General features: G+C 71.1%; 22 protein-coding genes. 10 read left to right on the top strand and 12 right to left on the bottom strand.

The features are described from left to right. The first annotated feature begins 701 nt into the window (after positions 1 to 701). The gene (locus ABGB14_RS35630) at positions 702 to 1931 is read left to right on the top strand and encodes a hypothetical protein (protein ID WP_347648247.1); all 1230 of its coding nucleotides are present in this window, start codon (positions 702 to 704) and stop codon (positions 1929 to 1931) included. Between the two features lie 811 nt (positions 1932 to 2742). On the opposite strand, the gene ABGB14_RS35625 is transcribed toward ABGB14_RS35630, so the two are convergent. The 4 genes from ABGB14_RS35625 to ABGB14_RS35610 all read right to left on the bottom strand — a co-directional run bounded on the left by ABGB14_RS35625 (position 2743) and on the right by ABGB14_RS35610 (position 5336). Next, positions 2743 to 2958 (bottom strand): hypothetical protein, encoded by a 216-nt coding sequence (locus ABGB14_RS35625; protein WP_347648246.1) that lies wholly within the window; start codon positions 2956 to 2958, stop codon positions 2743 to 2745. A 221-nt stretch (positions 2959 to 3179) separates the two neighbouring features. Then, the gene (locus ABGB14_RS35620; protein ID WP_347648245.1) at positions 3180 to 3674 is read right to left on the bottom strand and encodes an SRPBCC domain-containing protein; all 495 of its coding nucleotides are present in this window, start codon (positions 3672 to 3674) and stop codon (positions 3180 to 3182) included. A gap of 112 nt (positions 3675 to 3786) precedes the next feature. Further along, a complete protein-coding gene (locus tag ABGB14_RS35615) occupies positions 3787 to 5004 on the bottom strand; it encodes a sigma-70 family RNA polymerase sigma factor (protein ID WP_347648244.1) in 1218 nt (405 codons plus the stop codon). Further along, complete coding sequence (locus ABGB14_RS35610) at positions 5001 to 5336, bottom strand: YciI family protein (RefSeq protein ID WP_347648243.1); 336 nt, start codon at positions 5334 to 5336, stop codon at positions 5001 to 5003. Before ABGB14_RS35610 ends, ABGB14_RS35615 begins: the two co-directional genes overlap by 4 nt. Before the next feature lie 62 nt (positions 5337 to 5398). On the opposite strand from ABGB14_RS35610, the gene ABGB14_RS35605 reads away from it, so the two are divergent. The 3 genes from ABGB14_RS35605 (at position 5399) to ABGB14_RS35595 (ending at position 7057) form a co-directional block, all read left to right on the top strand. Further along, entirely contained in the window at positions 5399 to 5650 is a 252-nt protein-coding gene (locus tag ABGB14_RS35605; RefSeq protein WP_347648242.1) for a hypothetical protein, read from the top strand. 277 nt (positions 5651 to 5927) lie between these two features. Then, the gene (locus tag ABGB14_RS35600; protein WP_347648241.1) at positions 5928 to 6203 is read left to right on the top strand and encodes a hypothetical protein; all 276 of its coding nucleotides are present in this window, start codon (positions 5928 to 5930) and stop codon (positions 6201 to 6203) included. Then, on the top strand, positions 6200 to 7057 hold the full coding sequence (locus tag ABGB14_RS35595) for an aminoglycoside phosphotransferase family protein (RefSeq protein ID WP_347648240.1): 858 nt from the start codon (positions 6200 to 6202) through the stop codon (positions 7055 to 7057). Before ABGB14_RS35600 ends, ABGB14_RS35595 begins: the two co-directional genes overlap by 4 nt. An 82-nt stretch (positions 7058 to 7139) precedes the next feature. Here ABGB14_RS35595 and ABGB14_RS35590 read toward each other — a convergent pair whose 3' ends face one another. Further along, positions 7140 to 7346 (bottom strand): YdeI/OmpD-associated family protein, encoded by a 207-nt coding sequence (locus tag ABGB14_RS35590; RefSeq protein WP_347648239.1) that lies wholly within the window; start codon positions 7344 to 7346, stop codon positions 7140 to 7142. Positions 7347 to 7745: 399 nt separating this feature from the next. Here ABGB14_RS35590 and ABGB14_RS35585 point away from each other — a divergent pair, with 399 nt between their 5' ends. The 3 genes from ABGB14_RS35585 to ABGB14_RS35575 all read left to right on the top strand — a co-directional run bounded on the left by ABGB14_RS35585 (position 7746) and on the right by ABGB14_RS35575 (position 10148). Beyond that, the gene (locus ABGB14_RS35585; RefSeq protein WP_347648238.1) at positions 7746 to 8168 is read left to right on the top strand and encodes a hypothetical protein; all 423 of its coding nucleotides are present in this window, start codon (positions 7746 to 7748) and stop codon (positions 8166 to 8168) included. 169 nt (positions 8169 to 8337) lie between these two features. Beyond that, positions 8338 to 9486, top strand: coding sequence for a histidine kinase (locus ABGB14_RS35580; protein ID WP_347648237.1), 1149 nt, complete (start codon positions 8338 to 8340; stop codon positions 9484 to 9486). Further along, positions 9483 to 10148, top strand: coding sequence for a response regulator transcription factor (locus ABGB14_RS35575; protein ID WP_347648236.1), 666 nt, complete (start codon positions 9483 to 9485; stop codon positions 10146 to 10148). The genes ABGB14_RS35580 and ABGB14_RS35575 overlap by 4 nt, the downstream gene beginning before the upstream one ends. Before the next feature lie 62 nt (positions 10149 to 10210). Here ABGB14_RS35575 and ABGB14_RS35570 read toward each other — a convergent pair whose 3' ends face one another. After that, positions 10211 to 11521 (bottom strand): FAD-binding oxidoreductase, encoded by a 1311-nt coding sequence (locus ABGB14_RS35570; RefSeq protein ID WP_347648235.1) that lies wholly within the window; start codon positions 11519 to 11521, stop codon positions 10211 to 10213. A gap of 85 nt (positions 11522 to 11606) precedes the next feature. Further along, positions 11607 to 12032 carry a DUF4267 domain-containing protein gene (locus ABGB14_RS35565; protein WP_347648234.1) on the bottom strand — a complete coding sequence of 142 codons (426 nt, stop codon included), beginning with the start codon at positions 12030 to 12032 and terminating at the stop codon, positions 11607 to 11609. Positions 12033 to 12184: 152 nt separating this feature from the next. Here ABGB14_RS35565 and ABGB14_RS35560 point away from each other — a divergent pair, with 152 nt between their 5' ends. Beyond that, positions 12185 to 15415, top strand: a complete 3231-nt coding sequence (locus ABGB14_RS35560; protein WP_347648233.1) for a BTAD domain-containing putative transcriptional regulator — start codon at positions 12185 to 12187, stop codon at positions 15413 to 15415. A gap of 114 nt (positions 15416 to 15529) precedes the next feature. On the opposite strand, the gene ABGB14_RS35555 is transcribed toward ABGB14_RS35560, so the two are convergent. Next, entirely contained in the window at positions 15530 to 16222 is a 693-nt protein-coding gene (locus ABGB14_RS35555) for a TetR/AcrR family transcriptional regulator C-terminal domain-containing protein (RefSeq protein WP_347648232.1), read from the bottom strand. Between the two features lie 53 nt (positions 16223 to 16275). On the opposite strand from ABGB14_RS35555, the gene ABGB14_RS35550 reads away from it, so the two are divergent. Continuing rightward, on the top strand, positions 16276 to 17430 hold the full coding sequence (locus ABGB14_RS35550; protein ID WP_347648231.1) for an NAD(P)/FAD-dependent oxidoreductase: 1155 nt from the start codon (positions 16276 to 16278) through the stop codon (positions 17428 to 17430). Positions 17431 to 17586: 156 nt separating this feature from the next. Here ABGB14_RS35550 and ABGB14_RS35545 read toward each other — a convergent pair whose 3' ends face one another. Further along, complete coding sequence (locus ABGB14_RS35545) at positions 17587 to 18144, bottom strand: YceI family protein (RefSeq protein ID WP_347648230.1); 558 nt, start codon at positions 18142 to 18144, stop codon at positions 17587 to 17589. An 84-nt stretch (positions 18145 to 18228) separates the two neighbouring features. Here ABGB14_RS35545 and ABGB14_RS35540 point away from each other — a divergent pair, with 84 nt between their 5' ends. Beyond that, positions 18229 to 18684 (top strand): MarR family transcriptional regulator, encoded by a 456-nt coding sequence (locus ABGB14_RS35540; protein WP_347648229.1) that lies wholly within the window; start codon positions 18229 to 18231, stop codon positions 18682 to 18684. Between the two features lie 752 nt (positions 18685 to 19436). Here ABGB14_RS35540 and ABGB14_RS35535 read toward each other — a convergent pair. From ABGB14_RS35535 to ABGB14_RS35525, 3 genes are all read right to left on the bottom strand, one after another. Further along, entirely contained in the window at positions 19437 to 19706 is a 270-nt protein-coding gene (locus ABGB14_RS35535; protein WP_347648228.1) for a hypothetical protein, read from the bottom strand. After that, a complete protein-coding gene (locus ABGB14_RS35530; protein ID WP_347648227.1) occupies positions 19670 to 20197 on the bottom strand; it encodes a hypothetical protein in 528 nt (175 codons plus the stop codon). Before ABGB14_RS35530 ends, ABGB14_RS35535 begins: the two co-directional genes overlap by 37 nt. 125 nt (positions 20198 to 20322) lie before the next feature. Then, positions 20323 to 20718: a RidA family protein gene (locus ABGB14_RS35525; protein WP_347648226.1), complete on the bottom strand. Its 396-nt coding sequence runs from the start codon at positions 20716 to 20718 to the stop codon at positions 20323 to 20325. Positions 20719 to 20747: the final 29 nt, after the last annotated feature.

The following is a 20747-nucleotide window of genomic DNA, read 5'->3' as shown; positions in this document are numbered from 1 at the left end:
GTCGCCATCCCCAAAGCCGTGACGCCGTTGCGGACGAACGCGATAGACCGCGCGCTCGGTTGTGGCCTGCCCTCCGACGGCGCCGTGAGCGAGCTGCTCAAGCGATTCATCCAGGATCTGTGGGCAGCGGTTGGGCAGCTACCTGCACCGGCTCTAGGACTACGGCGAAACGGTTTCGGCGTGGATACGCGACCAGCGGCTGAAACGCGTACGTCGCGACCTCGCCGATGCGGAGCTGGCCGGGGTGCCGATCCACGAGATCGCCACCCGGTGGGGGTTCGGCCGAGCAGGCGACTTCAGCCGCGCCTTCCGCACGGCCTACGGCGTTCCGCCACGAGAATTCCGATCTGAAACAGCTCTCCGGAGCCCACACCCCCCGATGCTCCAGTGACAAGTGGCTGGTCCCAACCAAGCCGCGGTCGCCACGCAGGTCCGCGCAGCAAAGGAAACGACCGCTTCGAGAGGATTTGTCCTTCTCTGAGTGCTGCAATGAGGTGACCAAACCACTGCAGGGGTGTGGCGAACGGGTCCTGTGAGACAGGACACCCGCCACTGGTTCGCTTCCGATCCCGCCTCCGGCCGGCACGCATAACTTGCGGGAATTCTGCCTTCTCGCAAGTTGAGGATGCCATGCTCGAGCGCAAGAGAGAGGATTTTCTGATTTGTAATTTCTAGAAAATAGAAAATGCTAGACTGCCGCAGTGACGCAAGAGGGCAATCTGGTTACGCCGTGCAAGCACTGCGGGGCGGCGATCGAGCAGCGGCGGGGGAGAGGCCGGCCACGGGCGTACTGTCCGGAGAAGGACTGCCAGGCCGCCGCCAAGCGCGAGCGGGAGTTGCGGCGGGCCACGCCAGGGCTCGAGGGTGCGCTGGCCAGGGCCGAGCAGCTGTACGACCGCATGGAGAGCGGGCTGGCGGCGGCCATCGAGCCACTGGCCCGGGCGCTGGCCGACGAGCTGAGCCCGGCGGGGGTCGAGGCGAAGCTGAGTGCCGTGCAGGCGGAGGCGCACACGCGGGTGGCGATCGCGCGCACGGAACGGGAGCAGGCGTTCGAGCAGGTACGGCTGGCGCGTGAGGCCACCGAGCACGCTCGCCGGCAGACGGCCGAGATGCGGTCGCGGCTGGAGGAGGCGGAGCACGAGCGCGACACCGCGCTGGCGGATGCCGAACGGGCCCGCGAGCAGGCGCTGGCGGCGCTGCGGGAGGCGGCCAGTACGGAAAGGCAGGCGCTGCAGTCGGCCGAGGAGGCGCAGCGGCGCGCTGAGCTGGCCGAACGGCAGGCCACGGAGGCGGCTCACCAGGTGGAGCTGGCCGAGGAAGCCAGAGGTCAGGCCGTGCGCGAGCTCGCGGAGCGGGTGGAGTTGGCCGAAGGGCAGATCGCTGAGGCGCGGGCGCACGTCGTACGCGCTGAGCAGGCCGCCGGCCAGGCACGGACGGAGCGAGACCGCGCGAGGGAAGAGACGGCGGCGGCCGTGCGTGCTCGCGAGCAGGCCGAACGTGCGGCGGTCGGCGCCAGGGCCCGGGAGGAGGCGGCGGCGCAGGAGCGCGATCGGGCCGTGGAGCGGGCCGTCAAGGCGGAGCGGGCCGCAGCCGCCGCCGAGCGGGACCGTGCGGTCGCGCTCCAGGAGGCGGCGCAGGCCGCCGGTGAGGTGGAGCGGCTGACCGCGAAGACGGCGGCGCTCCAGGACGAGTCGGCGGCCGCGCTGTCCCGGGAGCACAAGCTGGCCGCGCGGGAGAAGTCGCGGGCCGACGCGGCGGTCAAGGAGCGCGACCGGTTGCGGGGGGAGCTGCGGCTGGAGCGGGTACGGCTGGAGGATGTGCGGGCCGAACTGGACGCGGCGCGTGCGGAGGCGGCGCAGTTGCGGGAACGCGCGGTGGCGGCCGAGCTGCGTGCGGGCCAGCTGGACTCCAGCGACGCTTCGCGATCTTGAAGCGTAGGGGTCGCCTGGCAACGGCGACCTGGTGGCCAATGCCCGAGAGCAGGCCGATGAGCGCTTGCAGGGGTGCCGGCAAGAATCGTGTCATGAGCCCCAGTGCGCCACGAGGCGCTGATCGTCCGTACGGAGGTGAAAGACCTCGTCGTTCTACCGTCGTAGCGGTGGGACGAAGCCGGAGGCAGCCTGAACCGGCCTTCCACTCCCGAACGTGTCCCCAGCCGCCAGGTAGCGGAGTGATCGATCGCGATTGCGGTTCCTGATCGTTTCGGAGCGGTGAATGTGGCTGGGTGGGGTTTCCGCTTGATCGTGTTCGCGTCGGAGACGGCCGGGCGGAGGGCGGGGTCGGATCCACTCGACGGGGGTGGGAGTCGGCGACCCACATGGAGTTGGTCCGCAGGCGGTGTCTTGCGCCAGGGCTCGGATCGCTCGTTTGAGGAGGGGCAGGGCCCTGTGCGGGCGTTTGTCGTAGCCGGATTGGCCTGTCAGGTAACAGCCCGCACAAGCCCAAAACCCACATTGGGATGATCTTGAAAGGGTCGCGACGGTGAAGAGCTGACCGGCCAGCGACGCAGCCCCCGCCGGGTGGAATGGCTGGAGCGAGCCCGGCGAACCGCTCCGCGGCACCCTGAGCGAGGAGTCGTCTCAGCGCCTGATCTCGGCCCTGACCGTCGTGGTCGGCTGGGAGGCGCAGATCGCCCTGCGTGACGTCCGCGGCCTGGACCCCAGGCCGAACAGGGGGCCATCATCTGGGGCCGCACGCAGCCAGGTCACAGCAGTGATCAAGGACCACGAGGCGACGCTGCTGTCAGGGTGAACCGCGGAAGAGCCGGGAGTTCTGGTCGGCGCGCGCCGCGATCAGCACGGCGGCGTGCTGCGCCACGCCCGCCACCAGCGACGCGGCGGTGAACAAGCCGAGCCTGGCGAGCAAGACGCGGCGTCGTCCTAGCAGGTCGGTCATCCGGCCACCGACGAGGAGGAATCCGCCGAGCAGCGGACCGTAGGCGACGATCACCCACTGCAAGCGCCTTGGCTGATGTTGAGATCCCGCTGGATCGAGGGCAGGGCCACGTTCACGATGGCGATGTCGAGGCCCACCATCGCCATGGCGGCGCATGCCGGTACCAGCACGAGCCGTTGGCGAGGGCCCGGCTTCCGCCGGCGAGTGGAGGTCAGCGGACTAGTGGCGGTTTCCACGGAGCTGTGTGTGAGACAGGGGTTCGGTGTCTTTCAGTTCGCGGCGGTTCACCGGCGGTAGCTCGCAATGGGCCGGCCGGCGCCGGTGGTGAGCAGCTGCGACAGGCTCGTGGTGATGAAGAAGGTCCAGGCGCGCGAGCACGCTTCGAAGCAGGCGGATTCGGCCGCGGTGAGGCCTTCGTGCGTGAAATGCAGCGTCGTGCCCTGCGCGTCGGTGGTGATGTCGAAGATGACGTTGGTGCCGGTCCACTCGTCACGGTCGTCGAGGCCGGTGTTGTCGGAGTCCACGACGTGCCAGACCACCCGCCTGCCGGGCACGAACTCGGTGATCTGGAACCGGGCGAAACGGAAGCCCTTCTTGGCCCGGACGGTCTCACCGGCGTATTCGCTGTCGTCGGTGAAGACGAACTCGTCGTGCAGGGCGGCAGAGTGGCCGATGAGGTTCTCGCTCCACCAGCCGCGGACGTCTGTTACGGCCTCGAAGATCTGCTCCGGCGTCCGGTCGACGGTCATGGTGGCGGTCAGGTACTCGGTGTCCGGCATGTCCTTGCCTCTCTCTTGGGTGGTTTCGCCCCACCGACGAAGGAGGCCGCCCGGGATCGACATCAACCGGGAAGAAACTTCGAAAATTCGGCCGCGATGGCCTTTGTGCTGGTCAGAGCTCGGAAAGACGACCCGTCAGATAGCGACGTTCGGCGTCGGTCGGCGCCAGTTTCAGCGCCTCCTCGTAGGACGTCGCGGCCTCGGCGAGGCGGCCGACCCGCCGGAGAAGATCGGCCCGTGTCGCGGGCAGCAGGTAGTAGCCATCGAGCTTGCCGGACTCGGTGAGCTCGTCGACGAGGGCGAGCCCGGCGGGGATGCCGTCGGCCATCGCGACCGCCACGGCGCGGTTGAGGTCCACCACGGGAGATGGCGCCAACCGCATGAGCTCCGCATAGAGGGCGGCGATCTGCGGCCAGTCGGTGGCCGCGGCGTCGGGCGCCGTGGCGTGACAGGCGGAAATAGCGGCCTGCACCTGATACGGCCCACAGCGCCGCACGGCCAACGCTTCGTCAAGCGCCGTAAGGCCTTCGGCGATCAGCGCGCGATCCCACTGGGATCGGTCCTGGTTCTCCAACGTGACCAGCACGCCGTCGTCGGTGCGATGCGCGCGGCGGGCCTCCAGCAGCAACATCAACGCCAACAGGCCGCGCGCCTCAGGCTCGGCCGGCATCAGACGGACCAGCATCCGGGCCAGGTGGATCCCCTCAGCGGCCAGTGCCCTGGGCCCGTCTTCTTCGTCGTAGCCCTCGTTGAAGATCAGGTACAGCACCGCGAGGACGGCTGTCAGCCGCTGCGGCAGGAGCTCCGCCGGTGGAACCCGGTACGGTATCCCGGCCTCGGCGATCTTGCGCTTGGCACGCACCAGGCGTTGCGCCATCGCCGGTTCGGCGGTCAGGAACGCCTTGGCGATCTCACCCGTGCTCAGCCCCGCCAGCGTCCGTAGCGTCAGGGCGACCCGGGCAGGGAACGGCAGCGCGGGATGGCAGCACGTGAAGATCAGCCGCAACCGCTCGTCAGGAATCTCCTCAGCCGACGGCTCGATCGCAGCCCGCTCCAGCACAGCAAGCTGCCGCAACTTCGCCGCCCCCGTTGCGTCCCGCCGCAGCCGATCGGTCGCCCGGTGACGTGCCGTCGTCGTCAGCCACGCACCCGGACGAGCCGGAACGCCATCACGCCCCCACGTCGCCAACGCGGCGGCGAAGGCGTCCTGCGCGCAGTCCTCCGCCAGGTCCCAGTTCCCGGTCAGCCGGATCAGTGTGGCGACCACTTGGCCCCACTCGTCCCGATACGCCGCATCGACCGCGGCACGAACCGCCTCCGGCGTGGTCATTCCCAGACCGGGCGGACCTCGACACAACCCCGGCTCGCGTAGGGGTGCCGTGCCGCGATCGTGATCGCCTCGTCCAGATCGGCACACTCGATGATGTCAATACCGCCGATGAAGTCCTTCGTCTCCGCGAACGGGCCATCGGACACCAGCGTCTCCCCATCACGGACACGGACCGTCGCCGCATCCGCCACCGGACGCAACCGCGCACCACCGATAATGGCTCCCCGCCGATCCACCTCCGCCCCGTACGCCCGATACGCCGGGTCCACCGCAATTTCCTCCATGGACGGCGACACCTTCTCATCATCACAGATCAGCAACACGTACTTCATGAGGCCACTATGCCCGACCCGCCCGATCCGCTCGAACGCCACACCTCTGCCAACGATCTCCGATGCCGCCGCGGTCGCGGGCGCTGGAGCGCGCGCCGCTGTCGGCCGAGACCCGGCGCACCTACCGCTCCCGGGTGCGCATGTTCCTGTCCTGGCTGTCCGATCACGCCGCCACCTACGCGGCCGATCCCCTCGCCGAGCGGCAGGCGCGGGACTGGGCGGTGCACGACTATCGCATGTGGCTGCTGCGCGACGGCCCGGCCCGGCGCAGCCGCGTCTACGTCAACTCCGCCCTCACCGCACTGGACGACTGAGCCGCGCCGGCTTCCACGGGCTGCCGGGACGGGCGCCCCGCACCCCCCACAAGCCGTGCTCGGGGTGAAGACCGAATCGAGTGGATGGCGGGACGTGATCAGGGCGAAGCCCTCGCCGTCCCGCGTGACGAGCGCGTCGAAGCGATCCTCCTCCGGTTGGCTGTGCCGCCGCCAGCCGCTGATGTCGTCAACGCTCCCGGCCAGCCCCACGACGGGTGCCCGTCGATCGGCAATAAACCGAATGCGCGGAACCGACCGGGTGGTGTTGCATACAGACGTGACCGGCGGACCCCTCGCACTCCTCCAGGAAGCGGTCGACCGCACACGGGCGCTGACGCAACGCCGGCCGCCCACCGGACGAACCTGCGACCGCGTCGCCGACGACCTCGGCGGCATCGACACCGACGACGCCCGCCGCTTCGAACCCTTCCCGCTGCTGCGCGCCCTCCCGAGCAGGCCGACGCGCTCGCGTCCACCCTCGCCGCGGCCGGCCGCCGTCCCGAGGGCCCGCGCCGCACGTCAACTCCGGCAGGGAGAGGCAGCGAAGGCATGAAGGACATCGAGATCCCGCGGGCGGTGGCCGCGGCCGTCGACACGGCCGCCGAGTACGGTCTGGGCGCCGACGACGCCGCTGTGCTGCACAACTCGAACCGGATCGCCGTCAGGCTGCGGCCCAGCGGCGTGCTCGCCCGGGTCGCGCCCCTCGCGCACCGCCTCGACTTCGAGGTCGAGATCGCCCGGCGCCTCGCCGGGACCGGCAGCCCGGTGGCGGGGCTCGATCCGAGAGCCGAACCCCGCGTCCATGTCCGCGACGGCTTCGCCGTCACCCTCTGGACCTACTACGAGCCCACCGCCGCACCCGAGAACCACCCGCCCGACGCCTACGCCGACGCCCTGGCCCGGCTGCACGCCGGCCTGCGCCGCGTCGACCTCGCCACACCGCACTTCACCGACCGCGTCGCCGACGCCCTCCGGGTGGTCGAGGACCCCGCCGTCAGCCCGGACCTCGGCGCCGCGGAACGCGCCCTGCTGACCGACACTCTCCACGGAATCAGCCGCGCGATCCTGGACCGCGGCGCGCGGCAACAGCTCCTGCACGGCGAACCGCACCCCGGCAACCTGCTCGCCACCGCGGACGGACCGCTCTTCATCGACCTGGAGACCGTCTGCCGCGGACCCGTCGAGTTCGACCTCGCGCATGCTCCGGAGGACGTCGCCGCGCACTACCCGGGCGCCGACTCCGAACTGCTCGCCGACTGCCGGATCCTCAGCCTCGCCCTCGTGGTCTCCTGGCGTTGGGACCGCGATGACCAACTCCCCGACGGGCGCGGAAGGGGCCGGGAGTGGCTCGCCCAGCTGCAGGCCGCCCTCGACCGCCGGGAGCACGCCGCCGGTGGCGGCCGCTGAGCGGCGCCCCCACCGCGCCCCCTGAGGTCGTCCACGAACGCGGCCGGACGACCAGCGGCGGCCTTGTGCCGGGTCGATCCGGTCACGTGTCCACGGTCGTGCCGGGCGAGCCGTGAGTGCACGGACGATCCCGGTCCCGCAGCACTGCCAAGGCCTTTTCGATCCGCCGTACGCGCGTCTCGGGTTTCTTCGCGCTTTCGACGGCGAGCACGTGCTCGCGCCTGCGGCTGCGGGCCAGGCGGTCGCAGGCAGCGCGGTTCGAATCGGACGGAGCCTCGCCCGTCGGCATCCACCGCGTGTTGTGGGCGAGGCATCCCGCAGACCTCGCGCGGGCTCCCGGCTGGCGAGACCTCCTGCGGACTGCTACCCGAGCAGCACATGCAACGGAGTGACAACAGCGGGCCTGTGCTCATGGTGACGCCCTCGATCCGTCGTGGCGCGGGCGGCCGGCACGCCCACGGCGGCCAGCTGCGGCCTCCCACGTCATGCCGGCGCGACTGCCTGGACGTGCCCACCCCGAAGCCCTGCCAGTCCCTGCCGGGTTGGGGCCTGAGGCCTGCTCCCTTCGGTGTAATGCGTACAGCGAACGGTGCAAGGTCAAGTGACGATCAACGGACGACGCGATCCCGGTACGGCCCGGCCTAGCGTTTCTCGGCGAGATAGCCGGATGAGAACGGGAGGAATCGCCATGAGCAAGAAAGCGATGACTGCGATCGCCGGGCTGAGCTTGACGGCCGGTCTGCTGGGATGGGCCGGCGCCCCGGCTGGTGCCCAGGCCGGCACGGCGAGCACGGCCACCGCTGCGATGGCCGCGCCGAAGCCGCCGAAGGGCGCCAGGGCGGTGGTTCGGGTCAGCCCCAATCCCACCACCAAGCGCGGCGAGGAGGTGACGATCACCGGTCACTGCGGCGGCGGCAAGGGGCTCAAGGCCGTGCTTGCCGGGCTCGACAGGAAGCACCCGGTGCTACAGAACATCCGCATCGTGGAGGACAGCCCGAAGGGATTCGTGGCCAAGGCGACTCTCGCGCCCAAGATCGGTAACGGCGTCGGTCCTGTTCTCGTCGACTGTGGCGGCGAGGCGGGCGTGACCCTCCTGGTCACCCACGTCTGATCCGGACCTGCCCACCCGGGCTGGTAGACAGATCCGGAGCCTCCGCAGTCCTTGATCGCCTACGGAAAGAACATGCCGACGGCGTCGCCCATGTGAGCACCTGGGCGACGCCGTCCGGTACGCCCCGGCCCGGCGTCACACCGGTCACCCCTCGAGAAAGGGCCTCCGCATGGCCGAGCCGTCACCACGACGCGAACCCGCGCCTGTCCGGCACTTCGCCCGGATCACCGATGTCACGCTCGCTGCTCTCACTCTGGTCTTCTTCGTCGCCGTAGCCCTCGCCGCCGGGGTGCACACCCCCTGGCAGGGCCCTATCCCCCTGGGGCTGCTTCTCGGAGCACTCCTGCTGGTCAGACGCCGCTGGCCGATGACCGTGCTGCTGCTGTCGATCGGCGGGATCTTCGTCTATCACCTCACCGGACATTGGTCTCCCGCCGGTTGGATCTGGCCGGCCGCGGTCGCCTACTTCACCGCCGCCACCACACCACGCGTACGCTGGGTGACCGCGATCGGCCTGGCCCAGCTGGTTTACTCCGCGGTCGACGCCCACTGGATCCTGGACACGAACGCGACCCGCTACCTGATCCACGTCGCGGGGGAAGGGCTGCTCCTGGCGATCCTCATCGCCGCGGGCCTCACCTACGCCGCCGCGATGCGCTGGCACGAGCGGCTGCGCGAAACCGACAACCGTGCGCACGCTGCCGAGGAACGGCTGCGCGTCTCGCACGAGGTTCACGACGTCATCGCCCACACGCTGGCCGTCGTCGGCGTGCAGCTCAATGTCGCCGCCGACGCTCTGGAGGAGGACCCGGCAGCGGCCGCCGCGGCGCTACGCCTGGCGAAGGACGTCAGGAACCGGGCGATGACCGACCTCCGTTCCCTCATCACAATATTGCGTGAAGATCCCGGCGACACCGCACCCCAGGCGGATCTGGCCTCCTTGGACACCCTCATCGCCGACGCCCGTACCGCGGGGCTTGAGGTGACCCTCGACGAGCACGGCGACCGCGCGGCCGTCCCAGCCATCACCGCCATCGCCATGTACCGCGTCGTACAGGAGTCCCTCGCCAACACGCTCAAGCACGCGGGGGCGAGCAAGGCCGAGGTGACGATCGGCTACCAGCCTCGCTCGATCACCGTCGAGATCACCGACAACGGCCGCAGCGTCCCGGGCGGCGCCGATGTCACCGAAGGCCATGGCCTGGCCGGCATGCGCGAGCGGGTGAGCGCACTCGGGGGCGCGCTCACCGCAGGACCCGTCCCCGGCGGCGGCTTCGCCGTGCGGGCCGACATCCCTGTGGCAGGCTCGACGGCATGACGATCAAGGTGCTTCTCGCCGACGACCAGGCACTCGTACGGGCCGGCTTCCGCAGCCTGCTGGCCCGCTCCCGGGACATCACGGTCGTCGGCGAAGCCCAGGACGGCGACGAAGCCGTACGGCTGGCCGCGAGCACCCACGCCGACGTGATCCTCATGGACATCCGCATGCCGGGCACCGACGGGATCACCGCCACACGCCGCATCGTCGCCGATCCGACCACTCCGGACTGTCGCGTCATCATCCTCACCACGTTCGACACCGACGAACACGTCTTCGCCGCCCTGCGCGCCGGAGCCAGCGGCTTCCTCACCAAAGAGGTCGAACCCGCCGAGCTCCGCCGGGCGGTCGCTGCCGTCGCCGGCGGAGACGCGCTCCTGTCGCCGGGCGTGACCCGGCGCGTCATCGAGCAGTTCGCCCACCGGCAGGACCTCACGCCCAGCGCCGGGCAGCGGCTGGCCGCCCTCACCTCCCGGGAACTGGAGACGGTCAAGCTCGTGGCGATCGGACTCTCCAACAACGAGATCGCCGAGCGCCTCATCATCAGTCCGCTCACTGCCAAGACCCACATCACCAGGGCCATCGCCAAGCTGGACGTGCGCGACAGGGTCCAGTTGGTCATCCTGGCCTACGAGAGCGGCCTGATACGGCCCGGCGCGTGACATCGCGCCCTGCGGCCCCGCCACCCCGGTGGGCGGTGGGGCTGTGACCTGCTGGAACCGATCTATCCGAGCACCGGGTAGTTCGCTCGGAACACGTTGTGCGGGTCACGGGCCCGCTTGATCTGGCGCAGTCGCGCGAGCGCGCTGGGGGAGAAGGACTCCGCCGCCGTTTCGCCGGGGGACAGTACGGTGTACGGCTTGCGGCCGCTGGTGTAGGCCTCCAGGTCGGCCACGATGTCGGCCTGCTTGGCGCGCGTCGCATCGGCCGCCTGCGGCAGGCCGAGACCCAGCAGGCCGAGCAGGTACGGCTCGGCCACCGTGCCGCTCGCGCCGGCCCCGCCGCCCGGCTCCGCGAGTGCCCCGCCCAGGTGCCTGATCTGCACGTTGATGAGCGGTTCGACCGGCTTGGCCAGCAGGAGCTCCACCGCGTCCGCGTCCAGGCCGGTGAGCAGTTCCGCACGAGCGATGGATGGGGCCGGATCGGTGGGCTCGGCGGTGATGTCACCCAGGTCGGCGATCGGGACGACGCCGCGGCTGTCGGAGATCGCGCCCTCGATCTTGTCGATGCGCGCCAGCAGATCCTCTCCCTGAGCCGCCTCACCCAGGTAGGCCAGATCCAGCGTGACCATCGGCGCCGCGCCGGGGGGCTGGAACCGGTTGATCCAGACACTGAGTTCGCGCGGCGCCTCGGCGGTGATCTCCAGGAACGCGTCGTACACCTCGCTGGTCCGGTGCTCCGGCCAGATCACGCGCCCGCCGTAGAGGACCGGCACGGGATACAGCTCGAGTTCGAGGGCGGTCACCACCGCGAAGTCCCCGCCACCGCCGCGCAGCGCCCAGAACAGCTCGGGGTCGGACTCGGCGGTCACCCGGCCGGGCTCGCCGTCGGCGTCCACGATGTCGACGGCCCGCACGCTGTCGGAGGCGAAGCCGTACTTGCGGCTGAACCAGCCGACCCCGCCGCCCAGGGTGTAGCCGGTCACGCTGACTCCGGGCGCGCTGCCGGACAGGCCGGTCAGGCCCAGCGGGCCGCTCGCGGCCAGCACCTGCCCCCACTTCACGCCCGCGCCCACCCGGGCCACGCGCTCCTCCGCGCGTACCTCCACCTCCTTCAGCAGGCCGGTACGCAGCAGGATCAGGCCGTCCACGTCACCGGAGGCGCCATGCCCGCTGGGCTGCGCGGTCACCGTCATGCCCGCCCGCCGCGCGTAACGCACGAGCGCCGCCACGTCCTCGGCATCCGCGGCCTCCGCCACGGCCGCCACCGGCTGCCTGACAGTCAGGTTCCACGCGGTGGCAGCCTGTTCGAAGCCGTCGTCATCGGGCAGGAGCACGCGCCCCTTGAGGACACCGCGCAGATCGTTGACCGTCATCGTCGTCTCCCTTATTCGAGTTCTCAAAGAAGTGGGGGAACACCGTACTGCGCCCTGACCGACGCCGACACGCGCCAGGGTGGCGTCAGGCGGGCTGCGGGGCGGGCGCCGCCGGAGCGGCCGCGACCTTGCGGGTCTCGCGCATCATCAGCAGGCCGTTGACGACCATCAGCGTCGCGGTCAGGCCGTGGACACCGAGCGCGGTGGCCACCGAGCCGTGGTGGGCCAGCACGGTGGTCATGTCGCCGTACGCGGCGAAGGCCTCCACCAGCAGCGCCCAGCCCAGCGCCCGGCGGTGGCCCGTCACCAGCAGGATGCCCAGCACGAGGGCCAGGACGACGTCGCGGATTCCCTTGATGATCAGGAAGCCGTCGCCGTCGCCGGACGGCCAGCTCGGCAGGCCGAAGCCCGGCGCCATCGTCTCGGGGCGCAGGATGAACTCCACCCCGAACCAGAGGATGAAGAGGATGAAGGCGGCAGCAAGGACGGTGTTGATCTTCTTCAGCGACATCGTTCTTCTCCTTGCGAGTCTTGTCGTTCGGGCCTGGTCAGGCGGCGCGGACCCGGCTGATGCGGCGGGCGTGGCGTCAAGGCTGCTCCCGGGCGCTTGGAAGGCACTTGGAACCGATATGGAACACCCGCGCGCGTACGATGTTCCACGTCATGGTCTTCATCCGGGTTCTGGGCTCTTTCGGCGCGGAGGTCAACGGCGAGTCCGTCCCCCTGGGTGGGCCTCGGCAGCGCGGCGTCCTGGCCCTCCTGGTCGCGGCGCGCGGACAGGTCGTGCCGGTCGACCGGATGATCGAGGACCTGTGGCGCGGCGAGCCGCCGTCCCGTGCGCTGGCCTCCCTGCAGGCGTACGTCTCCAACCTGCGCCGGCTGCTGGAGCCCGGCCGCCCGCCCCGAACCCCGGCCCGCCTCCTGGTGAGCGCCGCCCCCGGATACGCGCTGCGGCTGCCGCCCGAGTCGGTGGACGCGTGGCGTTTCGAGGACCTGCTCGGCGAGGCCCGCACGTTCGCCGAGCCTCGGGCCACCCGCGCCCGGCTGGCAGAGGCGCTGGGCCTGTGGCAGGGACCCGCGTTCGCCGAGGTCGCCGACGAGCCGTGGGCCGCCGCCGAGACCGCCCGCCTGAACGAGCTGCGCCTGGTCGCCCGCGAGCTCCACGTCGCGGCGGGCCTGCGGGCGGGCGACCTCGCCTCGGTGGTCCCCGAGGCCGAACGCCTCACCCGCGACGCGCCTCTGCGCGAAGAGGGCTGGCGCCTGCACGCCCTGGCGTTGTGGAGCAGCGCCCGCCAGGCCGACGCCCTGGCGACGCTCCGCCGCGCCCGCACCACCTTCGCCGACGAACTCGGTCTCGACCCCGGCCCCGACCTGGTCGCCCTGGAAAAGGCGATCCTCGACCAGCGCATCGACATCCTCCGCGCGGCCGTCCCCCCACCCGCGGCCACCGCGTCCACACCCACACAAGCCACGCCCTCGCACGCTGCGACCCTGCATCGTGCTGCCTCGTTCGTGGGGCGGGAGGTCGAGCTTGCCGCGCTGGTTTCGGCCGCCGGGGAGGCTGCCGCCGACGGGGCGCGCGTCGCTCTTGTCACGGGGGAAGCGGGGCTGGGCAAGTCGACGCTCTTGGAGCACCTCGGCGCGCGGTTGGAGCGCGACGGCTGGCTCGTGGCCGCCGGGCGTTGTCCGGAGGTCGACGGCGCGCCACCCGCGTGGGCGTGGGTCGAGGCGTTGCGGGCCGTCGCCGCGGCCGTCCCTCTGGGGCAGTTCGCGGAAGACCTGGCGCCGCTGCTCTCCGACTCCATGCCGGTGGACAGCGACGCCGCCGCCGGGCGGTTCCGGCTGCGCCGGGCCGTCTGGGGCTGGCTCGCGGCGGCCGCCACGGAACAGCCGGTCGCCGTCGTGCTGGACGACCTGCACTGGGCGGACACGACCACGCTGGGGCTGCTCGGCGGCGGCGTCGGCGTGCGGGCCCCGATCCTGGTCGTCGCGGCGTACCGCCCGGACGAGAGCGAGCACCTCACCGAGACGCTGGGTGCGCTCGCCCGCACCGCGCCGCTCCGGATCGCGCTGCCCGGGCTCGACTGCGCGGCGGTGGCCGAGCTCGTACGGGCCGAAAGCGAGGCCGACGACGCGACGGTGGCGGGGATCGCCGAGCGCACCGGTGGCAATCCGTTCTACGTGCGGGAGAGCGCGCGGCTGCTGAACGGCGAGGGCGCGCTGGTCGCGCTCTCCGAGGTCCCCGAGGGCGTACGGGACGTGCTGCGGCGCCGGCTGGCAAGGCTCCCCGAGAACGGCGTGTCCGTCCTGCGGCTGGCGGCGGTGGCCGGCCGGGAAAGTTCGGTGGACGTGCTCGTGCGGGCCGCCGACTCCGACGGGGACGGCGTGCTGGACGCGCTGGACGCGGGCGTCATCGCCGGGTTGCTCGACGAGCCCGGCCCCGGGCGCGTCCGGTTCGTTCACGCGCTGGTCAGGGACACGCTGGTCGCCGACGTCAGCAGGTTGCGGGCCGCGAGGATGCACGCCCGGATCGCCGCCGCCCTTGAGGGCACCGGCGACGTCGCGGCGCTCGCCCATCACCATGCGCGAGCGGGATCGCCGAAGGCCGTCGGCTACTGCGTGCGGGCCGCCGAGCTGGCCGAGGCGCGTTACGCCCACGACGTGGCGGCAGCCCTCCTCACCGACGCGGTCGCCAACTCCAGCGAACCGGACGAGCGCGTCGACCTGCTCGGCAGGCTGCTCCGGGCGCAGATCAGGGCCGGGGCCGTCGCCGCGGCCAGGGACACGCGCGAGAAGGCCGTGGAGTACGCCGAGTCGATCGGCCGCGACGACCTGATGATCGCCGCGTTCACCGCCTGGACCGAACCCACCCCCTGGCAGGCCCGCACGTACGGCACGGTCGACCGTCCCGTCGTCGGCCGCCTCAGCCGCCTGCTCAAGCGGACCGGTCTCGCCCCCGACGTGCGGTCCCGCCTCCTCATCGCGTACGCCAACGAGCTGGTGGGCGAGGACGATCCGACGGTCATGGCTGCGGCGCGGGAAGCCCTCGGCCTTGCCACCGATCCGCGCCTCCGGGCCGCGGCGCTCCTGGTCCTCGCCGGCGACCCCGGGCGGGAGGAGTACGCCCGCGAGCTCGTGGAGATCGGCGTCGAGCACGACCTGCCCGTCTACCGCGTGACCGGGCTGCTCAGCCAGGCGGCGAACGCCGCCACGGCCAACGACCCGGCGACCATGCGCCGCGTGACCGGGGAGGCGCTCGACCTCGCCCGCGCCTACCGGATGCCGGAGGCGATCGGCGCCGTCGAGATCGCGCTGGCGACCCTGGTGCTCATCGAGGGCCGGTTCGCCGACGCCGAGCGCCTCTACGTCGAGGCCACCGAACGCATGGAACGCGCCGGATCGGTGCACGCCGGCTTCGTCGGCCTCGCGCTGGCGGCGATCCGGCTGAACGACGGCACGCTCGGCGACCACCTGGACGACGTGCGCGCTCTGCACGAGGCGCTCGGCCCGATGGTCGCCGACCTGCTCGCGCTCGCCCTCCACGCCGCCGGCCGTGGCGACGAGGCATGCCGGGCCCGCACATCACCGAGACCGATCCGGCCCGACTTCTTCTTCACCTTCCTGACCACCCTGCGCGCCATGGCCGTCATCGCACTGAACGACACCGGCGCCGCCGAGGAGTGCTACGCGGACCTGCTTCCCCATCGCGACGGGCCTCCGGCCGGTGCGGGGAGCCTGTCGCTGGCGCTGCGTCCGGTCGCCCACACGCTCGGCGAACTCGCCCTCTTCCTCGGCCGCGACGACGAGGCCGCCGCCCACTTCGCCCAGGCCGCCGCCATCGCCGACCGCTGGAACGCCCCCCACTGGTCCGCCTCGGCCCGCGCGCACCTCTGACCAGGCCAAGCCCGGACGGAACCTTCGGGCGGTTCGTCGCCGCCAGGTGCGGCCCGAGCTGCCACACCTGCCAGGCCGCGATGCCCTGGCGGCGCGGATGTCACGTGGAGATCCTCATGCCGGCGGCCGGCCGAGTTTGGCGGCCACGGCGTCGAGGACCCAGTCCAGGCCGGTCGCGAACGACGTCTCCGCGTCCACGTCCGTGCCGTCGTGCACGACCCTGGCCAGCGCCGGGAAACGTCCCGTGGCCAGCATCCTCATCACATGCGGGCCGGAGCTGCGCTGCCAGTCGCGCTCGGACAGGCCCGTGGCGCGCTCGGCCCGCAGGTGCGCGATCTCGCGCCTGATCGCGCCGGTGAAGTAGGCGCTGACGGTCTCCACGGCGCGCATGACGGTGTCGAGGTCGGCGAGGCCGTCGAAGGCGGCGAGCGTGGCCTCGGTCACGGAGAGGGCGTTGGGGCCCAGGGACGGACGGCCGCCGAGCAGGTCGGCCAGCCATTCGTGACGGAGGGCGGCCTGCCTGGTGCGGCCGGCGAGAACGCGCAGCGCCTCCCGCCAGTCGCCGGGTTGGTCCTCGGGGAGGATCTCGGCGTGGACCTCGTCCACCATGAGGTCGAACAGCTCCTCCTTGGTGGAGATGTATCCGTACAGCCGCATCGGGCCGGCTTCCAGCCGGGCGGCGACCTTGCGCAACGACACCGCCTCCAGCCCGCCCTCGTCGGCCAGCGCGATGGCGGCGGCGACGATGCGCTCCCGGTCGAGCGGCGCGGGGCGAGTCGGTGGCTCCGGACGGTCCCACACAGTCATGAATACATCGTACTGTTGCGATACATTGTATCGGAGCAATACAGTGTATCGACATGAGACATCGTATCGCCGTGATTGGAGGCGGCCCCGCCGGGCTTACCTTCGCCCGTGTCCTGCACCGTCACGATCACCCCGTCACCGTCCTCGAACGCGATCCCGCCCCCGACGCCCGCCCTCCGGGCGGCACGCTGGACCTGCACGAAAACCTGGGCCAGCTCGCGCTGGACAAGGCCGGGCTGCTGGGGGAGTTCCAGGCGCTGTCCCGTCCCGAAGGGCAGGCCATGCGCATCCTGGACACGGACGGGACCGTCCTTCGCGACTGGCAACCGCGCCCGGATGACCTGGCCAATCCCGAGATCGACCGCGGACAGCTGCGGGACCTGCTGCTCGCCCCCCTGGACGTTCAGTGGGGGCGGGGCGTGACGGAAGTGCAGCCGGGGACCCGGGACGGCGTGCTGGTCCGCTTCGCGGACGGGCGGCAGGAGACGTACGACCTCGTGGTCGGCGCGGACGGCGCCTGGTCCCGGGTTCGCCGGGCGGTCTCGTCCGCGACGCCGCACTACACCGGCATCACCCTCGTCGAGACCTCCCTGGACGACGTCGACACCCGGCACCCCGACCTCGCCCGGCTGATCGGCGACGGTTCCGTGGCCGTGTACGGCGCGAACCGCGCCCTCGTCGCCCAGCGCAACAGCGGCGGCCACGTCAAGGTGTACGCCCGGTTCCGCGCGCCCCTCGACTGGCACACGGATCCGGACCGGCACCTGGGCTTGAACCGGCGCGCGGGCCTGGACCTGGCCGACGTCGAGGCCATGCGATCAAGCCTGCTGACTCTGTACGACGGCTGGGCCGCTCCCGTCCTCGACCTCCTGCGCCACGGCACCGCTTTCGTCCACCGCCCCCTCCACGTCCTGCCCGTGTCCCACACCTGGGCCCACGTTCCCGGGGTGACGCTGCTGGGCGACGCCGCCCACCTGATGCCTCCCTTGGGGGTGGGCGCGAACCTCGCGATGCTGGAAGGTGCCGAACTCGCCGAAGCCGTCGCCACCGCCCCCGGCGATCTGGACGAGACCGTACGCGCCTTCGAGGAACAGATGTGGGCACGGGCCGGCAGATGGGCTGAGATCACGGCGGCCGGTCTGGAACGCCTCGTGAGCCCGGACCCCACCGAAGCCCTCGCCGCCTTCGACGAGGTCCAGCCATCCTGACCCCCGAACGCGAGATCCCAGCAGCACCATGTGACCGTGCATCTGGTCCGTTCGGGGGAGGTCACGGGTGCGGCGAGGAGCTGCGGCGGGAGCGTTCCGCGTTGGTCATGGTGATCGCTCCGAAGACGTTCTTATAGAGCAGGCATGTGGGGGCTTTCAGGCGTTCTTGACGGCGGACAGGTCAAACTCGAGCGCGATCTCCTCGGAGATCATCACGCCGCCGGTTTCCAGGACGGCGTTGAAGCTGACGCCGTAGTCCTTGCGATTGATCATGGTGCTGCCCTCGAAGCCGGCCCGGGTGAAGCCCTGGGCGTCGACGGCGGTGCCGGCGAACTCGAGCGGGATGGTGATCTCGCGGGTGACGCCGCGGATGGTCAGCCGGCCGGTCACCTCGAAGCGGGCGTCGTCGATGTGCTTGACGCCGGTGCTGGTGAAGGTGATGTGCGGGTGGGTCTCGGCGTCGAGGAAGTCCCCGGTGCGCAGGTGGCCGTCACGCTGCGGGTTGCCGGTGTTCACGCCGGCGGCGTCCAGCTTCACGCGGACGGTGGAGGCGGACGGGTCGGCGGCGTCCAGGTGGGCGGTGGCCTCGACGACGGGGAAACTGCCTCGCACCTTGGTGACCATCGCGTGGCGGGCCACGAAGCCGAAACGGCTGTGCGCCGGGTCGATGGTGTAGGTGCCGCTGAGCTCGCTGGGGTACACGACGTGCTCCATCCAAAGTAGTTCAGTACTGGATAATTCAGTTCGACACTACATCACAGCGTATTTCAGCGCGCAACTATTGCGTACGATGAGGTCATGACGAGATGGCTCACCGACGACGAACAGCGCACCTGGCGGGCCTTCGGCCGGGCCAGCCGTCTGCTGACCGACCGGCTGGAACGCGACCTTCAGGCTGGGGCCGGCATGCCGCCCACCTACTACGAGCTCCTGGTCCTGCTGTCGGAGGCCCCGGACCGGACCATGCGCATGAGCGAGCTGGCCCACTGGACCCACTCCAAGCCCAGCCGCATCTCGCACGCGATCAACAAGCTGGAACAGGCCGGGTGGGTACGCCGGGAGCACTGCGCGGACGACCGGCGTGGCTGGCTCGCCATTCTCACCGACGAGGGAAAGGCCGCGCTCGAGGCCGCCGCCCCCCTCCACGTGGAGAGCGTGCGCACCCACCTCATCGACCTCCTGTCGCCCGAACAGATCCGGCAGCTGGGCGATATCAGCGAGACCCTCCTGAAGCACCTGACCGACACCAAGTAGGGCACAGGTCGGACAGGACGTCGGTGACGGCGGCGAGCCTGCCGTCGGCGACCAGCAGGTTCCCTTCAGCGATGTCGCCGTGGAACCACACCGGGTCCCCCTCCCAGCTCGAATCGATGGCCGCCCGCCACACCTCGGCGGCCAGTCTGGTGTTGAGGTGATCCTCCAGCGCGGCCAGGCACCGGCGGGTCTCCTCGTCGTAATGGGTCAGTGAGGAGCCCTGGTAGAAACTGTGCGCGCCCGCCGGCGGTCCGCCTGTGGCGTCGCATCGCCAGGACGAACTCGGCCACCTGCACGGCGAATGACGGCATATCGTCGATTCGCGACGGATGGGCGGTCTCGCCCTCCAGCCAACACGTAGCCCTCGGCCGTCGGCGGACGGACCGTGCTCTCGCCCAGCCGGTAGGTCCGGTTGTCGTGGCCGTCCACCGGCACCGGGACGATCGCAAGGTCCTCCCGCTGGGGGAACTGGGCCGCGATCAACTGGCGTACCAGGTCCGCGGTGATACCCGCGCGCCCGTCGGGAGGAGCGGAGATGACAGGTGCGTTCGCTTGCTGCATGAGGAATGCCGTTTCTGCGTGAGAGATACCGAGGAACGAGTCCGGATGCCGGGCCGGCGGCTGGAGGTTGAGGCGGCTACCGCCGGCGGAGGGCGGATGGCGGCGTCCGCGCAGGGGTTCGCAACCTGGAACAGATGTGATGCGCTTCGGCGCGCGTGCGAGGCGACGTCCTCGGTCTCGAAACGCGCCCGTCAGAAGGCGGGGAAGGCCCAGCCCGAGGGATGGAAGGGCTCGCGCTCTCCACGGAAGGCGAGCGAGGCGGCGGTCACCGCGCCGGAGCGTAGCTCCTCGACCCGCCCCGCCGCCGCCAGGGACGACAGGGTGGTGCCGCCCACCGCCAGCGCCCGGCCGACGTCGACCAGGCGGACCCAGAGGTTGTCGATCACGCTGGTGCGGGCCGCGCGCGGGTCGGTCAGCAGGTGCTTCAGCGGCTCGTCGACGGCACCGTCATAGCCCTGCACACCGAGCCCGGTGACCTCGCCCCCGGGCTCGGTGTGCAGGGCGAAGCGCAGCTCCGTGCCGCCGTCGCGGGCGCGCTCGCCGTCGGCCAGGCGGCCTCCCAGAACCTCTCGGTACGATCGACCCAGCCGGCCGCGGCACGGCGTGCGGTGTCGTAGACCTTCCCCAGCAGCGGCCGGGCCTCCTGGCGGCCGAGCAGGCGGATCATTCCGTCTCCGAGGTCGGTGCCGGGCCGCAGGGCCATGGCCTTCTTGTCGCCCCGGATCTCCGCCACGTGGCTGGCGATGCCGTACCCGAAGCGGCCGTAGATCGACGCGCCGCCGACGATCTCCTCGTTGTCGTAGGCGGCGAGCGTGCGCCCGGGTTCGATGGAGGAGGCGGCGTTCCTGAGGCCGACCTCGTGCCAGTCCTGACCATAGGTCGTGGTGATCATGCGGGCCCACGCGTCGAGCTCGTGGGCGGCGATGGTCCGCAGCGGGTAGGTGGCTGTCATGCTTCGAGCGTGGCCGGGTAAACAGGCGCGGCGCATCGGGTGATCTGTGTAGTTACGTGCTGGCGCCGTAGTACTGGAACGGAGGGCGGACGCCCACCTGCCGCTCGACGTACGGCGAAGTCGCATCACCCGACGGCGGTCCCTTCGAGCTCGACCATCAGGGTGGGGATCGCCAGCCGTGTCACCCCCAGCATCGTGGTGGCCGGCGCCACCCCGGCGGCGCCCAACCGCGACGCCAGCACGCCGTAGTGCTGGAAGAGCAGATCGACGTCGGTGGTGTAGACGTTGAGCCGGACGAGGTCCGCGAGGGACATGCCGGCCTCGCCGAGGACGGCCTCCAGGTTGTCGAGGCTCAGCGCCAGTTGCGCCGCCATGTCACCGTCATGCTGGGGCTTGCCGTCGCCGCTCATCGCGGTCTGCCCGGCGCAGTAGAGCGTCCGGGTGTGCCCGGAGACGATCTCGCCCTGGTTGTACCCCATCTCCACCGACCACGCCCACGGGTTGACTGCCGTTCGCACCATTGCCGCATCAGCTCCATTCGTTTCATCGA

Origin of the sequence: Nonomuraea sp. B10E15 (genome assembly GCF_039871615.1) — a bacterium.
Lineage (GTDB): Bacteria > Actinomycetota > Actinomycetes > Streptosporangiales > Streptosporangiaceae > Nonomuraea.
Note: the sequence above shows the minus strand (reverse complement) of the source record. Positions and strands in the feature narration are given on the sequence as shown.

Excerpts from the sequence above, each read along its gene's own strand:
- ABGB14_RS35620 (WP_347648245.1), bottom strand. The coding sequence starts at position 3,674 with ATGCCGGACACCGAGTACCTGACCGCCACCATGACCGTCGACCGGACG.
- ABGB14_RS35615 (WP_347648244.1), bottom strand. The coding sequence starts at position 5,004 with ATGACCACGCCGGAGGCGGTTCGTGCCGCGGTCGATGCGGCGTATCGG.
- ABGB14_RS35610 (WP_347648243.1), bottom strand. The coding sequence starts at position 5,336 with ATGAAGTACGTGTTGCTGATCTGTGATGATGAGAAGGTGTCGCCGTCC.
- ABGB14_RS35605 (WP_347648242.1), top strand. The coding sequence starts at position 5,399 with ATGCCGCCGCGGTCGCGGGCGCTGGAGCGCGCGCCGCTGTCGGCCGAG.
- ABGB14_RS35595 (WP_347648240.1), top strand. The coding sequence starts at position 6,200 with ATGAAGGACATCGAGATCCCGCGGGCGGTGGCCGCGGCCGTCGACACG.
- ABGB14_RS35590 (WP_347648239.1), bottom strand. The coding sequence starts at position 7,346 with ATGCCGACGGGCGAGGCTCCGTCCGATTCGAACCGCGCTGCCTGCGAC.
- ABGB14_RS35585 (WP_347648238.1), top strand. The coding sequence starts at position 7,746 with ATGAGCAAGAAAGCGATGACTGCGATCGCCGGGCTGAGCTTGACGGCC.
- ABGB14_RS35580 (WP_347648237.1), top strand. The coding sequence starts at position 8,338 with ATGGCCGAGCCGTCACCACGACGCGAACCCGCGCCTGTCCGGCACTTC.
- ABGB14_RS35575 (WP_347648236.1), top strand. The coding sequence starts at position 9,483 with ATGACGATCAAGGTGCTTCTCGCCGACGACCAGGCACTCGTACGGGCC.
- ABGB14_RS35570 (WP_347648235.1), bottom strand. The coding sequence starts at position 11,521 with ATGACGGTCAACGATCTGCGCGGTGTCCTCAAGGGGCGCGTGCTCCTG.
- ABGB14_RS35565 (WP_347648234.1), bottom strand. The coding sequence starts at position 12,032 with ATGTCGCTGAAGAAGATCAACACCGTCCTTGCTGCCGCCTTCATCCTC.
- ABGB14_RS35560 (WP_347648233.1), top strand. The coding sequence starts at position 12,185 with ATGGTCTTCATCCGGGTTCTGGGCTCTTTCGGCGCGGAGGTCAACGGC.
- ABGB14_RS35555 (WP_347648232.1), bottom strand. The coding sequence starts at position 16,222 with ATGACTGTGTGGGACCGTCCGGAGCCACCGACTCGCCCCGCGCCGCTC.
- ABGB14_RS35550 (WP_347648231.1), top strand. The coding sequence starts at position 16,276 with ATGAGACATCGTATCGCCGTGATTGGAGGCGGCCCCGCCGGGCTTACC.
- ABGB14_RS35545 (WP_347648230.1), bottom strand. The coding sequence starts at position 18,144 with ATGGAGCACGTCGTGTACCCCAGCGAGCTCAGCGGCACCTACACCATC.
- ABGB14_RS35540 (WP_347648229.1), top strand. The coding sequence starts at position 18,229 with ATGACGAGATGGCTCACCGACGACGAACAGCGCACCTGGCGGGCCTTC.
- ABGB14_RS35530 (WP_347648227.1), bottom strand. The coding sequence starts at position 20,197 with ATGACAGCCACCTACCCGCTGCGGACCATCGCCGCCCACGAGCTCGAC.
- ABGB14_RS35525 (WP_347648226.1), bottom strand. The coding sequence starts at position 20,718 with ATGGTGCGAACGGCAGTCAACCCGTGGGCGTGGTCGGTGGAGATGGGG.